General features: G+C 68.8%; 10 protein-coding genes and 1 tRNA gene. 5 read left to right on the forward strand and 6 right to left on the reverse strand.

What is annotated here, in order from left to right; genetic code table 11:
* Positions 1-97 precede the first annotated feature (97 nt).
* Positions 98-583 carry a hypothetical protein gene (locus tag ACFHWU_RS27415; protein ID WP_416592066.1) on the reverse strand — a complete coding sequence of 162 codons (486 nt, stop codon included), beginning with the start codon at positions 581-583 and terminating at the stop codon, positions 98-100.
* A 935-nt stretch (positions 584-1,518) separates the two neighbouring features.
* On the opposite strand from ACFHWU_RS27415, the gene ACFHWU_RS27420 reads away from it, so the two are divergent.
* The 3 genes from ACFHWU_RS27420 to ACFHWU_RS27430 all read left to right on the forward strand — a co-directional run bounded on the left by ACFHWU_RS27420 (position 1,519) and on the right by ACFHWU_RS27430 (position 4,782).
* Entirely contained in the window at positions 1,519-2,394 is an 876-nt protein-coding gene (locus ACFHWU_RS27420) for a replication-relaxation family protein (RefSeq protein ID WP_416592067.1), read from the forward strand.
* Between the two features lie 422 nt (positions 2,395-2,816).
* A complete protein-coding gene (locus ACFHWU_RS27425) occupies positions 2,817-3,062 on the forward strand; it encodes a hypothetical protein (RefSeq protein WP_416592068.1) in 246 nt (81 codons plus the stop codon).
* Positions 3,063-3,135: 73 nt separating this feature from the next.
* Positions 3,136-4,782, forward strand: coding sequence for a recombinase family protein (locus ACFHWU_RS27430; RefSeq protein ID WP_416592075.1), 1,647 nt, complete (start codon positions 3,136-3,138; stop codon positions 4,780-4,782).
* Here the strand turns inward: ACFHWU_RS27430 and ACFHWU_RS27435 are convergent.
* The 3 genes from ACFHWU_RS27435 to ACFHWU_RS27445 form a co-directional block, all read right to left on the reverse strand.
* Positions 4,742-4,815 (reverse strand) — tRNA-Ile (locus ACFHWU_RS27435). The two genes, ACFHWU_RS27430 and ACFHWU_RS27435, sit on opposite strands and share 41 nt — an antisense overlap.
* A 511-nt stretch (positions 4,816-5,326) precedes the next feature.
* Entirely contained in the window at positions 5,327-6,148 is an 822-nt protein-coding gene (locus ACFHWU_RS27440; RefSeq protein WP_416557619.1) for an alpha/beta fold hydrolase, read from the reverse strand.
* A gap of 263 nt (positions 6,149-6,411) precedes the next feature.
* Entirely contained in the window at positions 6,412-7,416 is a 1,005-nt protein-coding gene (locus ACFHWU_RS27445; RefSeq protein ID WP_416557621.1) for a 2-hydroxyacid dehydrogenase, read from the reverse strand.
* A 78-nt stretch (positions 7,417-7,494) separates the two neighbouring features.
* Between ACFHWU_RS27445 and ACFHWU_RS27450 the strand changes: the two genes are divergently transcribed.
* Positions 7,495-8,751 (forward strand): FAD-binding protein, encoded by a 1,257-nt coding sequence (locus ACFHWU_RS27450; protein ID WP_416592070.1) that lies wholly within the window; start codon positions 7,495-7,497, stop codon positions 8,749-8,751.
* A 57-nt stretch (positions 8,752-8,808) separates the two neighbouring features.
* Here the strand turns inward: ACFHWU_RS27450 and ACFHWU_RS27455 are convergent, their stop codons facing one another.
* Complete coding sequence (locus tag ACFHWU_RS27455; protein WP_416592071.1) at positions 8,809-10,398, reverse strand: restriction endonuclease; 1,590 nt, start codon at positions 10,396-10,398, stop codon at positions 8,809-8,811.
* Positions 10,399-10,661: 263 nt separating this feature from the next.
* Between ACFHWU_RS27455 and ACFHWU_RS27460 the strand changes: the two genes are divergently transcribed.
* On the forward strand, positions 10,662-12,776 hold the full coding sequence (locus ACFHWU_RS27460; RefSeq protein WP_416592072.1) for a prolyl oligopeptidase family serine peptidase: 2,115 nt from the start codon (positions 10,662-10,664) through the stop codon (positions 12,774-12,776).
* On the opposite strand, the gene ACFHWU_RS27465 is transcribed toward ACFHWU_RS27460, so the two are convergent.
* Positions 12,741-13,427, reverse strand: coding sequence for a hypothetical protein (locus ACFHWU_RS27465; RefSeq protein WP_416592073.1), 687 nt, complete (start codon positions 13,425-13,427; stop codon positions 12,741-12,743). The genes ACFHWU_RS27460 and ACFHWU_RS27465 overlap by 36 nt on opposite strands.
* Positions 13,428-14,017 lie beyond the last annotated feature (590 nt).

A 14,017-nucleotide genomic window follows, 5' to 3' on the forward strand; every position in this document is an offset into this window, starting at 1 on the left:
TTCCTGGTCTCGAGGCGTCTTGGAGTGACTCACCTCGTTACAGGAACTCCGCTTTCCCATGCCCGACCGACACACCCTTGACCGCCGCCGCAACGGCTTAACCGAGCGGCGTTGCGACTAGTACGGTTCCGCCCTCGGCTTGCAGGCGTTCGACGAGTTGTCGGGCCTGTTTGACCGTCGTGGCGGCTGGGGACCGCGTCGAGCCGGCCGTCGTCGCGGCGTCACCGTCTCGTGGCCGGGCCGGGGCCGATTCGCCTTGCTTGGCGGTGACGGTGGTCCGTTCGCGCTGGCGGGGTACCGTCGTGCCGCTCAGAAGGCGGTCGGGGTGGTCAGGGTGGATGCCGTTGTCGAGATAGAAGCGGCCGGCATCGGTGATCTGAGCTCGCCACACTCCGCCTCGGCGGCTGATGTCGACGAGGCGACGGGTCTGCAATGCCCGAGCCGAGTGGCGCTGGTCGACTCCGTCAGGGCTACTGAGGTCGTCCCCGGCGCCGATCCGCCGCAGCAACAGCAGTTGATGCTCCTTCAACGGATCCCATCGCTGCACGCTCTCGACTTTCGACGCCTTCAACCCGATCCGCAAGCAACGACACCCGTCTTTGTCTGGACGCAGGCGGACTCAGGCACACTCGGCAGGACCCAGACGCACAAATCTGGATTGAAGTCAAGCCGCATTACCTCATTGTTATCTTAAATTGATTGACCTGGGGTGGGTTGCCGGGGCGTACTGGATGGGCGTTCCCTGCGCGGCCGGTTGTTTCGGCCGTGTCATGTCGCGGGCGACACCTCGTGTGGTGGCGCCTGTCGTCGTTCGTGGCCCGCGCGGGTCATGGTCAAGGGGCGCGGAGTGATGGGAGGACCGCTGATGAAGGACTTCACGCCGGCGAGTTAGCCGCCCGCCCACGGCAAGCTGTTCGCGGCTGTCGTGGCGAGCCTGGCCGACGCGCACCGCGCGGCCCTGACACTGCCGTGAGGACTGTCGGCACCCGCTCAGGCTGTGCCCCCGCTCCGCCGCCAACCCCCTGTTCTTCGTATCGACGACAACCTGTCTGTCAGGTTGCCGCGACTTCTGCTGCTCGAATCCTGGTCTGCCTCTTGCGGGGTGGGCTTGTTCGTTGACACCTCCACAGTGACTCCTGACCTCCGCATGTCGAGATCCGCCCGGCCGGGCGTCACCCGGCGCGGATACGCCTGCCCACCGTCACTACGCGCACCACCTGTCCCGTCCACTCCGCAGACGAACCCCCCTTTCTCACCTGGAGTACACCCTGTCCACGCATCCACCCTCGCCGCCGCCTGCGGCTGCCGCATCCTCAACGTCCCGCGCTGACAGATCCCGGCTTGACCTCCCGTCGCCGGTCCCGCCGGGCGTCCTGCTTCACGTCCCGCTTCACCCGGACCCCCCAACGGACCCCCACCGTCGTCTCACACCGCAGGTCAGCGCCGCTGTCCAGACTCACTCGAACGCTGCGACTGACCCTCTCCACGGCTCTCTCCCCCCGGGGAAGGTGGTGATGGATGGCTGATCCGGTGCTACGGGTCCAGTCCCAACTCACCACCCGTGACCTCATCCTGCTCGGCTGGCTCGCCGACCACGGGGTCCTCACCTCCTTCCAGATCGCCCACGCCCTGTTCCCGTCGGTCGACTACGCCCAGGAACGCCTCCGCGCCCTCACCCAGCAGTTGGGGGTGGTGGACCGGTTCCGGCCGCAGAGACCCGACGGCGGTTCCTACCCCTACCACTACGTCCTGGCCCAACTCGGTGTGGAAGTCGTCGCCGCGCAACGCGGCGAGGAACTGCCCCGCAAGGACCGCTCCCGTAAACGCCGCTGGCATCTCACCCGCCGGGCGAACCTGCCCCACCTGCTCGGCGTAAACGGCTTCTTCACCGACCTCGCCGGACACGCCCGCACCCACCCCGGCACCGCACTGCTGCGGTGGTGGCCGGCCGCGCGTTGCCAGCAGACCGGTGCCTTCGCCGAGCCCGGCGACGACGTCTCCGCCTTCGCCTACATCCCCAGGTCACGGCCCGACGGGCATGGCATCTGGGTCGAAGACGGCCAGCGGGTCCCCTTCTTCCTCGAGTATGACCTCGGCACCGAACGGCCCCTGTCCCGCCTCGTCGACAAGATCCACGGCTACCACGACCTCGCCGACGTCACCGGACGGTTCTGGCCGGTGCTGTTCTGGCTACCCTCGTCGCTACGCGAGCGGCACCTGCATCAGGAACTCACCGCCGCCGGGGTCCGCTACCCGGTAGCCACCGTCGTGCACCGCGAAACCACCGGCATGAACCCAGCGGAGCCGGTGTGGCGGCTACACCGAGCCGCTCTGCCGCCGCTGCGCCTGGCCGACCTCGCACTACCCGACGGCGACTCGGGACAGCCGGCCTGAACCGCACACGCCGCCAACCACCGACCGGTCACGCCGCCTGTACGCGGTGCACGGACGCGGGACCAGGCCACGCACCGACAACCCCAGCCGCAGCCGCAGTCCCGACAGCTGCAGCGGCCAGCCCCTGACGGCAGGAAGTCGCGGACCATACCTCCGCCATCGGGGTGACAGCAAGCCCCAGAATCTGTCAACGGCTCACAGCATCCCGCCGCGAGTTGCCCGTGAGCCGCTGACAGATCCAAACCTTCCCGTTGACAGATCGCGGAGGTACCGTCCGCGACCCAGCGAAACAGAAGCCGGCCAACCGCCATCAACCGGCTCTACCGCATCAACCGGCTCTACCGCACAAATCCGCGCAGGAAAGGGAAACGCATGAAAGAAGGACTCCGACCCCAGCAGCGTCACACGCTTTTCGGAGGACCGTGGCCCACGCGCCCCACCACGAAAACAACGTCCGGAGCTATCTTGACGAACCGCATCCCGGTACCGCCACCAACAACGGCGGTGCGAAAACAATCCGCACCCACGGAAAGGAATCCAGCATTCCCCTGCGGGTCGCGCGGATCGACACCGTACCCATGACCCCCGCCGACCTCGACAACGCCGCCGAAGCACTCGCCGTCCTACTCAACCACTTCATCGAAGACCACCCCCACCTCTTCCCGTAGCCCGACCCCTCCCGGTGACGGCCACCCCCGGCCGCCACCGGGAACACCCCTCAACCTCGAAGGACACCACCGCATGACAGCCCCACCCCTCGCCCCACCCAAACGGCGCGGCCGACGCGCCCACCACACCGACCCACCCCAGCGACCCACCGGACCAAGCCGCGTCAGCATCTACATCCGCCGCTCCACCGACGACGAACACCAACCCTTCTCCCTCGACGCCCAACGCGCCGCCCTCGAAAAATACGTCGCCTCCCAGCCCGACTGGACCATCGTCGCCGAATACGAAGACGACGCCTCCGGCGCCACCACCGAACGCCCCGGACTCAAAAAAGCACTCCACGCCGCCAAAGCCGGCCTCTACGACGTCCTACTCGTCTACCGACTCGACCGATTCAGCCGCAGCGTCACCGACCTCCTCGACCTCGTCACCATCCTCGAAGCATCAAACGTCCGCTTCTCCTCCGCCACCGAACCCATCGACACCGGCGGACCCTTCGGTCGCATGATGCTCCAACTCCTCGCCGTATTCGCCGAATTCGAACGCAACATCATCATCGACCGAGTGAAAAGCGGCATGACAGCGAAAGCCAGCAAAGGCAAATGGGCCGGCGGCACCCGCCCCTACGGCTACCTCGTCAACCCCGACCACCGACTCGTCCCACACCCCGACGAGGCACCCATCCTCCGCGACATCTTCCGCCTCTACACCCGCGACCGCGTCGGCACCCGCGCCATCGCCACCACCCTCAACGAACGCGGCGTCCCCAACCGGACCGGCAAGAAATGGTCCGGACACACCATCAACCGAATCCTCGACAACCCCGCCTACATCGGAGACATCGCCTACCGCGACGTCTACGTCCCCGACGCCCACGACCCCCTCATCGACCGCGACACCTTCCAACGCGCCCAGGACATCGCCGCCGCCCGCGGCGACGCCCAAACCCAACGGGCCATGTCCGACTCGGACTACTACCTCACCGGCCTGCTCACATGCCCCCGCTGCGGACATCGCTACATCGGCACGTCCGCCAACGGACGAACCCGCCGCTACCGCTACTACACCTGCTTCACCCGCACCCGCTACGGCAAACACGCCACCTGCGACGCGCCGAGGCTCCCCGCCGACGACCTCGACAACGCCGTCCTGCAAGCCCTGTACGACTTCTACACCACCGCAGAACCCGTCCTCGTCGCCATGATCGAACGCGCCCACACCCAACGCCACACCACCACCGACGACCGCACCGCCGAACTCACCGCCCTCGCCAACCAGATCACCACCACCGAAACCAGCATCTCCAGGTATCACACCGCGTTCGAGAACGGCACCATGGACGACGCCACCGCCGGACCCCGCATCCGCGAACTCCGCCAACGGCTGGCCCAACTCCACACCCGGCACACCGAACTCGACGCCGACCTCACCGCCCAACCCGCGCCGCCAGCACCCGGAACCATCACCACGATCCGCGACTACCTCAGCACGATCATGACCAGCGGCAGCGACACCGAACGCAAAGCCGCCATCGAGACCCTCATCGCCGAAGTCCAACTCACCGACCAGGGAGTCATCCCCGTGTTCAAGATCCCCACCGACACGACGATGCCCCCGCCCAACCCGGGCGAGGGCACTCACGAGGAACAACCACCGGTTCGCACAATGGTGCGGTCGGTGGGGCGGGCGGGGCTCGAACCCGCGACCGAGGGATTATGAGTCCCCTGCTCTGACCGGCTGAGCTACCGCCCCGGCGAAGGAATCTTATCCGGTCGGTGTGCGTGGTGACGGACCAGTGGCACCAAGGCAGATTTTCCCACTTCACCGTGAAATGTGATGGTCAAGCGTTCGGTAGCCGACTGGCGTCTATGGGTGATACGAGCTCGCCGCCCGCTGGTTGTTCCGGCAGGACCCGATGCCGACCGTACGGCTCAGTCGGCTGCTGGTAGTCGGGATGTCGTCATTCGGCCGCGCGGTGCTGGTCGAAGCGGCCCGGCATCGGCGGATCCACCAGCCGGACACCGCCGGCGGCTCTGTCGATCTCATTGCTGCGGACGCCCGGTCGGAAGTTGCGGCTCGTCGGCTGGCGTTGGCACCACGGACCCGGACAAACGTGGCAGTGCGGTTGAATCCCCGGTGTGCTGGCCGATGTCGGGCAGGCAGAGGTGGTCGCCAGCGGGGACCGAGCGGTCCTGGCGAAACGGACCGCTCGGCTTCTTGTGACGGAGTCGGTTAAGGCCGACGAACGCGGCCGGTGCCGGGCTCAGCTCTTTAAAAACGTGAGCAGATCCTGGTTGACCTGGTCCTGGTGGGTGGCGGTGATACCGTGCGGGGCGCCCGGATAATAGACCTCCTGGGCGCCGGACACCAGTTGGGCGGTCTTCATCGAAGCGTTCCCGATCGGCACGATCTGGTCGTCGTCGCCCTGCATCACCAGGGTGGGGACGTCGAAGGCGGCGAGGTCGTCACGGAAGTCGGTCTCCGAGAACGCCGCCACACTCTGGTACGCGTTCCACAGCCCGGCCTGCATGCTCCACGACCAGAACTGGTGCAGGATGCCGTCGGAGACCTCGGCACCTGGCCGGTTCACGCCGTAGAACTTGATCGCCAGATCCCGGTAGAACAGCGCTCGGTCGTGGGCCAGGTTGGCCCGCATCTCGTCGAACACGGCCAGCGGCAGCCCGTCCGGGTTGTCCGGCGTCTGCACCATGATCGGCGGTACGGCGGAGATGAGCACCACCTTCGCCACCCGTCCGGTGCCGTACCGGCCGATGTACCGGGCCACCTCACCACCACCGGTGGAGTGCCCGACCAGCGTGGCGTCGGTCAGGCCGAGCGCCTCGATCACCGCGGCAAGGTCGTCGGCGTAGCCGTTCATATCGTTGCCCTCGGGCGACTGGCTGGACCGGCCGTGCCCACGCCGGTCGTGCGCGATGACCCGGAACCCCTGCTGGGCGAGGAACAGCAGTTGGCCGTCCCATGCGTCGGCGGTCAGCGGCCAGCCGTGTGAAAACACGATGGCGGGGCCGGAACCCCAGTCCTTGTAGTAGAGCTGGCTGCCGTCCTGCGTGGTGAGGTACCCCATGGCGTCACTCCTGACTCTCGGTGCGCTCCTGGTCCTGCCCCTTGATCGGCCGACCGGGCCGCGCTGCCGGGCCGGCCCGGGCTGAGCATCCGTCAAGGTGAAGAGTTTCCGCAGACGTGGGAAGCTAACCGGTGTGAACCGGCGGGAACGGGGAACCGGCCGGCCGGCCTTCAGCCATGACTTTGACACTGTCTGCTCCCGGCCGGATCGGACCGGGCCGCGGCCGGCGCTGGGCCCGGACGCCCGCGTACGGGGTTCGTCGGTCAGCGCACCAGGGCGTCGGGCTGGATGTCCGCCGGGGTGCCCTCCCGCTCGTACGCGGTCAGGCTGCCGACGGTGGTGGTGGCGATGTTGTGCAGCGCCTCCTCGGTGAAGAACGCCTGATGGCCGGTGATCAGCACGTTGGGGAAGGTGACCAGCCGAGAGAACAGGTCGTCGCGCAGCATCTGGTCGGACAGGTCCTCGAAGAACAGATCGGCCTCCTCCTCGTACACGTCGAGGCCCAGATGGCCGATCTTGCCGCTCTTCAGACCGCGGATCACGGCGGCGGTGTCGACCAGCGCGCCCCGGCTGGTGTTGATCAGCATCACGCCGTCGCGCATCTGCGCGATCCGTTCCTCGTCGATCAGGTGATGGGTGTCAGGGGTGAGCGGACAGTGCAGGGTGATGATGTCCGACTCGGCGAGCAGCGTCGGCAGCGGGACGTAACTGGCGCCGGCGGCGATGGCCTCGTCCGACGGGTACGGGTCGGCGGCGAGCACCCGGCAGCCGAACCCGGCCATGATCCGAATGAACCGGACGCCGATCTTGCCGGTGCCGACGACGCCGACGGTCCGGCCGTGCAGGTCGAAACCGAGCAGCCCGTTGAGGGCGAAGTTGTGCTCCCGGACCCGGTTGTAGGCGCGATGGATCTTGCGGTTGAGCGCCAGGATCAGCCCGGCACAGTGCTCCGCGACCGCGTGCGGCGAGTAGCCCGGCACCCGGGTGACGGTCAGCCCGAGCCGGCGCGCGGTGGCCAGATCGACATGGTTGAACCCGGCCGAGCGCAGCGCGACCAGCCGGACCCCGCCGCCGGCCAGCGTCTCCAGCACCGGTGCGTTGAGGTCGTCGTTGACGAACGCGCAGACCGCGTCGCAGCCGTCGGCCAACGGTGCGGTGTCCGCCGACAACCTCGGCTCCAGGAACACCAGGTCGTGACCGGCCTCGGCGTTCGCGGCGGCCAGGAACCGCTTGTCGTACGGCTTGGTGCTGAACACCGCCACCCGCATGGGACCTCCTCCGGCGCGACCGTAGCTTGCGTCGGTCCAGGGTACGGTGAGGCGGGTCGGCGAGAGGAGAACGGGCTGATGGCCGCTGTGGTCACCAACTGGGCGCGTAACGTAACCTTCGCCGCGCGTCACGTCCATCGCCCGACCACCGTCGACGAACTGCGACAGGTGGTGGGCAGATCGGCCCGGCTGCGGGTGCTCGGCACCGGGCACTCGTTCAACCGGATCGCCGACACCGACGGAGACCTCGTCTCGCTCGCCGGCCTGCCCGCCGAGGTGACGGTCGACTCCGAGACATTGACGGTCACCGCCGGCGGCGGTGTCCGCTACGGCGAGCTTGCCGAACACCTGCACGCCCACGGGTACGCGCTGCACAACCTGGCCTCGCTGCCGCACATCTCGGTCGCCGGTGCCTGCACGACCGCTACCCATGGCTCCGGGCGCGGCAACGGCAACCTCGCCACCGCCGTACGGGCGGTGGAGTTGGTGACCGCCAACGGAGACCTGGTCCGGCTGGACCAGTCCCATCCCGAGTTCGCCGGCGCGGTGGTCGGTCTCGGCGGGCTCGGCGTGGTCACCAGCGTTGCCCTGTCGATCGAGCCGACCTTCGATGTGGCGCAGTACGTCTATCACGGGCTGTCCCGCGACGCGCTCGTCGCCGGATGGGACCGACTCCAGGCCAGCGGCTACAGCGTCAGCATGTTCACCGACTGGACCGGGACCGGTATCGACCAGGTGTGGGTGAAACGGCGCACCGACCACGACCATCCGCCGGTCGACGCCGCCGGGTTGGGGCTCGCCGCCGCCGACGGCCCCCGCCACCCGGTACCCGGAATGCCGGTGGAAAACTGCACCAGCCAGCTGGGGGTGGCCGGTCCGTGGCACACCAGGTTGCCGCACTTCCGGCTCGACTTCACTCCGAGCAGCGGTGCCGAACTACAGTCGGAATACCTGGTAGCGGCCGGCGACGTGGTAGACGCCCTCGACGCGGTGGCCCGGATTCGCGACCGGGTCGCGCCCGTGCTGCAGGTCTGCGAAATTCGTACCGTCGCCGCCGACGAACTGTGGCTGAGCATGAACCATTCGCGGGACAGCGTCGCGATCCACTTCACCTGGGTCGCGGATGCTACGGCGGTGACGCCGGTGATCGCCGCGGTCGAGCAGGCGCTGGCGCCGTACGCCCCCCGACCGCACTGGGGCAAGCTGTTCGGTATCGGCCGGGACGAACTCGCCGGCAGGTACTCGCGGTGGGACGACTTCGCCGACCTGCTGGCCCGCTACGACCCAACCGGAGTGTTCCACAACGACTTCCTGGACCGGTACTTTCCCCGCTGACCCGCTGACCCGCTGACCCGCTGACCCGCTGACCCGCTGACCCGCGACGGTCGCGGCTCAGGCCCGGCGGTCGATGCGGGCCTTGACCCCGCCGGTCTCGGCGAGCATGTGCAGCAGCGCCGAGCCGTCGATCAGCTCCAACGGCTTTCCGGAAGCGAAGTCGAAGGCCGCCGAGGTGTAGCCGGCGGTGGTCACCAGGATGCCGTTCGAGGCGTTCTCCGCCTGGACGACGCCGAACAGGTCACGGACCGCAGAGACGTCCATGGTGCCCCCGCGCCGAGCCAGCACGACGACCGTGCCGCCGAACAACGGGCGGGGATCGTGCGCCATGCACTCCACCGTGCCGTCGGCCGTCGTACGTACCTGGCGTACCTGCAGCCCGAGCTTGGTGAACAGGTCGGCGATCAGCTGCTCGAACTGGTCAGCCGGTGTGGTCAGCAGGTCTGGTCGCTGGTCCAGGTCGGCGAGGACGTCGATCTCATTGGCGAACCGCTTGTCGACCTGGTCGAAGTCGACAATGGCGGGCACCGACGCCAGATCCACCGGGTCGGCGGAGATCCGTGCGCCGAGCCGGCGCAGGCAGGCGGCCGGGTCGACGTTGGCCAGGTTGATCGCGACGAACTCGTCCCGGGTGGTACGCAGACTGACCAGGCAGGGCCGGGCCGGTCGGCCGGTGGCCGGGTCGATCCGTTCGACGATGCCGTTGATACAGACAGTCTCCAGCAGCCTGGTACGGTCCGCCTCGTACAACTCGTGCACCGTACGCAGGGTGATCTGGGTGATGAGGTCGGCGTACCGGTCGGCGATTTCGGTCGCCGAGCGGCCGACCGCCGTCACCTCGTCGTCGGCCGGCTGGTAACGGTACTCCCGGATCCGGGGCACGACCTCGACCGCCGGCAGGTGGTACTCGACCACCAACTGACGGGACTCGGGCAGGTAGGCGAGCCGGTAACGCTGCGGGAAGTCGTCCGGGTAGACGGAGTTTCCGAGCACCAGCCCGAAGTACTCGACGACGGCCTTCGGGTCGGCGGCGGCGAAGACGGCGGAGAACCGGTCGATCGCCGCGTTGTGCGCGGCGATCTTGGCGGCCAGCTTCTCGCACTGCTGACGGTACTTTTCCTCGGCTGCGGCCAGCCGGCGGCGCCGCTGCGCCTCCGCCGCCTCGTGTTTCGCGGTGGCCTGCTCGAACGCCTGTCGCGCCTCGGCGACCTGCTGCTGGTGACGGACCTCGCCGCCGAACATTCGGCCCAGACCGGCCGGCTCCGGCGGGGCGAAGTCGGACCACTGCGGTGCGGCCAGCGGTACGGCGAGATCACCGGGATCGAACGGCGGTGGGGTGCTGCTGCGCTTGAGCCGTTCGAGGTCGATGTGGTCGTCGACGGCCAGGGTGTCGGCGAGCAGCTCCTCCAGCTCGGCTACCCGCGACCGCAGGTTCGCGTTGGCCGCCGCGACCTTCGCCGCACGGGCCTCGGTGTAGAGACGCTTGCGTTGGCGTTCGTCCTCGGTGGCGGCCTGCTCGGCGGCCTGCCGGGCGTTCTCCGCCTCCCAGACCATCTGCTGATGCTGACGGTACGCGAAGGCCTGGGCCCGGTGCTGGGCGTGCACCTGCTGGGCGTGTGCCCGCTGCGCCTCCTGCATGCTGCTCATCTGTCAGCCCCGATCGTCGCCGGTCCACTCCCACCCCAACCGTCCGCGCCACCCGGCCCGGACGGATCACCGGTCGCACGTCTGCAGGTTGGACGTGCGTCAATCTTGTCCGACCGTCACGGTAGCGTCCAGTGTCCAGCTTCGGCGGCGACGTTCGCAGCCGGCCTTGAGACAGCACCCTCTGCTGGGCGGTGCGGTACGACGAGTTTGCCTATCCTGGTGCGTACCCCCGTAGAGCGGGCCGGGGGCGGGGAGGAAGACGGATGGTGATGGACGGCCGGGTGTCGCACGGCGGCGATCCGTACCTCTGGTTGGAGGAGGTGCTCGGTGACGCTGCCCTGGACTGGGTGCGCGACCGAAACGCGGAGACCACCGCCGGCTGGACCGCCGAGCCGGGGTTCACCCAGCTGCGGGACCAGATCAAGCAGGTGCTCGACTCCGCCGACAAGATCCCCGACCCGACCTGGCGCGGAAACCACCTCTACAACTTCTGGCAGGACGCCGGACATCCCCGCGGGGTGTGGCGGCGGGCCACCCTCGACGAGTTCCGTCGGCCGCAGCCGAGCTGGGAGATCCTGCTCGACCTCGACGAACTCGCCCGGGTCGAAGGGGAGAACTGGGTCTGGAAGGGCGCCCACGTGCTGCGGCCAGGGTACGACCGGTGCCTGGTGGTACTGTCCCGGGGCGGATCGGACGCCGCGGTGGTCCGCGAGTTCGACCTGACCACCCGCGACTTCGTGCCGGACGGCTTCATCGTCGCGGAGGCGAAGAGCACCGTCTGCTGGATCGACCGCGACCACATCTACGTGGGCACCGACTTCGGGCCCGGCACCGTCACCAAATCCGGCTACCCGCGGACCATCCGGCGCTGGCAGCGCGGCACCGCGCTGGCCGACGCCCCGCTGGCGTTCGCCGGCGAGGTCGACGATGTCACCGTCTCCGTGGTACACGACCCGACCGCTGGCTACGAGCGCGACCTGGCGGTACGGCGCACCGAGTTCTTCCGCAACCGGACCTACCTGCTGCGGCCCGACGGCGGTTGGGGCCTGGTCGACGTGCCCTCGGACGCCGAGATCGACCTGCATCGGCAGTGGCTGCTGATTGAGCTGCGCAGCGACTGGCAGGCCGGTGACACTACCTACCCGGCCGGCGCGGTGCTGGTCACCCCGGTCGACGAGTTCCTGGCCGGCAAACGGGAGCTGACCACGGTCTTCGAGCCGACCGAGCGCTCCGCCTACAGCTACCACGCCTGGACCCGCAACCATCTGCTGCTGGTCACCCTCACCGACGTCCGTAGCGAGATCACCGTACTGACCCCCGGCGACGACGGCTGGCGGCGGCGCGCGCTGCCCGACGCCGGCGGATTCGACCACACCGATGTGGCCGACACCGAGCCGGACCGAGGCGACGAGTTCCTGCTGCACACCGCCGGGTTCATCCGGCCACCGACGCTGTTGCACGGCACCGTTGACGGGCCGATGCGGCCGGTCAAGACCGGTCCGGCCTTCTTCGACGCGGACCAGATGACCGTCCGGCAGTTCTTCGCCGTCTCCGCCGACGGCACCGAGGTGCCGTACTTCCTGGTCACACCGGGCGAGACCAGCCCGCCCGGACCGGCGGCCGGGCTCACCTTGATGACCGGGTACGGGGGTTTCGAGATCGCCTGGACCCCGACCTACAGCGGCGTCGTCGGTGCTGGCTGGCTGGCCCGGGGCGGCAGCTTCGTGGTCGCCAACATCCGGGGCGGCGGCGAGTACGGACCGCGCTGGCACACCGCCGCGCTGCGGGAGAACCGGCTCCGCGCCTACGATGACTTCGCCGCCGTCGCCACCGACCTGGTCGCCCGTGGCCTGTCCAGCCCGGACCGGCTCGGCGCCTACGGCGGCAGCAACGGCGGGCTGCTGATGGGCGTGATGTTGACCCGCTGCCCGGAGCTGTTCGGCGCGATTGTCGGGCAGGTGCCGCTGCTGGACATGCGCCGATATCACAAGCTGCTCGCTGGAGTCTCCTGGATGGCCGAGTACGGTGACCCCGACGATCCGGCGGACTGGGCGTTTCTGCGGGAGTACTCGCCGTACCAGAACATCCGACGGGGCACGGCGTACCCGCCGTCGCTCTTTCTCACCTCGACCCGCGACGACCGGGTCCATCCCGGCCATGCCCGCAAGATGGTCGCCCGGCTGCGCGAGTACGGCCACGACGTCACCTACCACGAGAACGTCGAGGGTGGGCATTCCGCAGCCGCGGACAACGCACAGCAGGCGTTCAAATGGGCACTGCTGCTGGAGTTTGTCCGGCGCACCCTGACCGGTGAGCGCCGGGCGGACGGTGACCGGGCGGCGTCAGACCCGATCGGGGGACTGCTCGGTAACAGGTAGGAAGACGGTGACGACCGCCATGCAGGACGCCCAGACGACGAGCAGCCCGGTCAGCTGACCGCTGGTGATCCGGCCGGGACACAGCAGGTGCGCGGCGGTTGCGACTACTATGCCGGTGCCGATGATCGCGGCGAGAGCCGGCCAGGGCTTCGTCCAGCCCCAGAGCAGGACCGCGCTCAGCGCTACGGCGAGCAGCCCGATTTCGATCGCCGGGAAGTGCGCTTCGGGAACGCCCTGCACGGTGACCTCGGCACGGGGGGTCACCAGCCGCAGCGGCTCGAGCGCGAGTCCTTCCAGCAGCCGGCGGGGCTGTTTCCAGATGACCAGCGGCAGGAGCAGCAACAGCATGGCGCAGACGAAGACGGCCCGCCGGACGGGGACGGGACGACGATGGTCCGCCGCGCTCCACGCCGCGTCGTACGGCTGCTTCTGCCGTCGGAGGCGGGGTAGCGGGATCCGGGCCGGGTCGTGCCGGTGGGCGAGCCACCACAAGGTGGTGACGGTGACGGTGCCGACGATCGTCAGGGTTTCCGGGCGGTTGCCGAGCAGGCTGCCGTTCGGAAGCAACCAGAGCAGCCCGACGCCTCCTGCGGTGAAGACGACCGCCAGCACCAGGCCCAGGGCCCGCCAGCGCCGCGCGCTGCACCACATCTGATGGCCGACCCGGTGCCACTCCTCGCTCCACGATTCGGTCTCGCGGTCGAGCCGCGCCCAGTCTCGGGTGCCCCGGATCCAGCCGGCGACAGGCGACGATAGCGGCAGCCGTGAGCAGCGCGGCGACGCCAGCGACCCAGCCGGGGTGGTTCTCGTCGGCGCGGGACGCGTCGGCGATCGACGCGTAGCCGAGCAGGACCAGCAGGGTGGTGGCGGCGGCGCGGGCCGGGTCAGCGGCCAGCGGTAGCAACACGATCAGCGGCCGGATCAGCAGCAGCAGGGCGCGGCCGACCCTGGTCGGCCAGCCCTTGCCGGCCGGCCAGAGGGCCCGGTAGGTGAGGTGGGCCGCTCGGCTGGACAGACCGTAGCGGTAGGCGACCGGAAGGTCTCGGACGCCTTCGTTGCCGCAGGACACCCGGTTGGTGAGTTGCTCCCAGTGGTCCATCGCCGCTGGCTGCCGGGGTTGGTCAGGGTTGTCGGGCCGGCCCGTTTCCCTGGCTTCCTGGTCCTCCTCCAGCAGAACCTGTGTCAAGCCCCGGGTTTGATGGAGAGTTGGTTAGCTGGTTTTCAGGGGTGCGGTGACCGGT

The sequence above is a fragment of the Micromonospora sp. LOL_015 genome (genome assembly GCF_048060275.1).
Taxonomy (GTDB): Bacteria; Actinomycetota; Actinomycetes; order Mycobacteriales; family Micromonosporaceae; genus Micromonospora_E.